Origin of the sequence: Kluyvera sp. Awk 3 (assembly GCF_028069715.1) — a bacterium.
Classification (GTDB): Bacteria; Pseudomonadota; Gammaproteobacteria; order Enterobacterales; family Enterobacteriaceae; genus Kluyvera; species Kluyvera georgiana_A.
Genome location: NZ_JANEWH010000276.1, coordinates 1 through 1,294 on the forward strand (window position 1 = coordinate 1; position 1,294 = coordinate 1,294).

Consider the following 1,294-nt stretch of genomic DNA (forward strand, 5'->3'; position numbering starts at 1 on the left):
TTTTTCTTTTTATCAGTGCGACAACGCGTGATGTTTTGACTCTCGGTTATGTTTGGAACAGAACTTAAAGAAATCGGGTAAGATTCCTGGTTACCCTCACCTTCCCTGCGCACATGAGTGATAAGAAAATTCTTCTTTGCGATCAAATTTTCGCGGATGAATCTGCAGTAAGCGTTAAGATAAGGGTTCAATCGAGTTGGCCTACCTGCAACTCAAAAGATGAAGGGAGTAATCAGAACATAATGCAGCGTCAGAACGTCTCATCATCAAGAATTAAATCAATTGGTTATGATGCAAAGCAAAAAACACTGGAAATAGAGTTCTTCAGTTCAGGCATTTACCAGTATGTCGGCGTCACCTCAAAAACGTATGAAACATTTCTCAGCGTGAAGTCAAAAGGACGCTTTTTTGATGGGGTCATTAAAGACAAATTCCTCTGCCGAAAAATAGGCTAAGCACCCTATCAGGATTTGCATACTGTACATCGCCATAATAGAAAACAAAAAGCCAGCGGTTAGGCTGGCTGAGTGGCTAAGATGCGTGGTGCTGTGACCAGTATCAACTCCCTTTGTAAGTCGAGTATCCGTACTGACTTAGCAAGAGAGGAATATGAAGCTTTTCGTTTGTCTTCGTCACGGTGAACAACACCGGCACCTCAGGGAAGAATGAGGACAGCTTTTCGCGCTTAAAATAATCGCCTGTTTTGAACGTCACTCTGTACACCCCTGGCTGCATATCCTTGTCTTCAGGGTACAAGGACTTAATACGGCCATCGCTATCTGTTTTCCCTTGCGCAAGCATATCCCAACCTGTCGACTGTTGTTTTTCCAGAGTGACATCAACGTCTTTTGAAGGGATTCCTGTTTGCTGGTTGAGAATATGAACGCTAAGGGTTCCTGCAGGCGCACTAAACGCAGCCGGTGCGAAGACCGCGGTAGACAGCAACATCAGACTCATTATTTTGTTCATTTTTTCTTCCTGTGATTAAAGACACAGGTCAAGCTTAAACATGTTTTTGACAAAGAAAATTCAACTTTTTGTTATGATTTCTTCAGCACACAAAAACAGCTGTTTTTACTCTTTAGCACATCAGACTAGACGGCAACGCTCGGTGCTCTATCCCTGCCCCTGACGGTTGCAGTTTCATTAAACACCATATTGGTTTTGCAAAAAATACATTTTGCGCCAAATGGATTTTTCTCTGAAACATCAAATACTGATGTTCGATATTGGGAGCCATGACAACATGGGCACCGAAAATGAATATTTAAATTCATAAGATATACCTCTTAAG

The 1,294-nt window shown here is 42.0% G+C and carries 3 protein-coding genes; 1 reads left to right on the top strand and 2 read right to left on the bottom strand.

All coding sequences use genetic code 11. From position 1 onward, the window contains the following. The first annotated feature begins 242 nt into the window (after nucleotides 1-242). On the top strand, nucleotides 243-455 hold the full coding sequence (locus NNN71_RS24590; protein WP_167575581.1) for a KTSC domain-containing protein: 213 nt from the start codon (nucleotides 243-245) through the stop codon (nucleotides 453-455). A gap of 103 nt (nucleotides 456-558) precedes the next feature. On the opposite strand, the gene uraH is transcribed toward NNN71_RS24590, so the two are convergent. Beyond that, nucleotides 559-969 (bottom strand): hydroxyisourate hydrolase, encoded by a 411-nt coding sequence (gene uraH, locus NNN71_RS24595; protein WP_167575580.1) that lies wholly within the window; start codon nucleotides 967-969, stop codon nucleotides 559-561. A 125-nt stretch (nucleotides 970-1,094) separates the two neighbouring features. Then, the gene (gene ymcF / locus NNN71_RS24600) at nucleotides 1,095-1,277 is read right to left on the bottom strand and encodes a cold shock small protein YmcF (RefSeq protein WP_167575579.1); all 183 of its coding nucleotides are present in this window, start codon (nucleotides 1,275-1,277) and stop codon (nucleotides 1,095-1,097) included. Nucleotides 1,278-1,294: the final 17 nt, after the last annotated feature.

Bases quoted from the DNA above. Each gene is read 5' to 3' on its own strand.
- uraH (WP_167575580.1), bottom strand. From the start codon at position 969: ATGAACAAAATAATGAGTCTGATGTTGCTGTCTACCGCGGTCTTCGCA.
- NNN71_RS24590 (WP_167575581.1), top strand. From the start codon at position 243: ATGCAGCGTCAGAACGTCTCATCATCAAGAATTAAATCAATTGGTTAT.
- ymcF (WP_167575579.1), bottom strand. From the start codon at position 1,277: ATGAATTTAAATATTCATTTTCGGTGCCCATGTTGTCATGGCTCCCAA.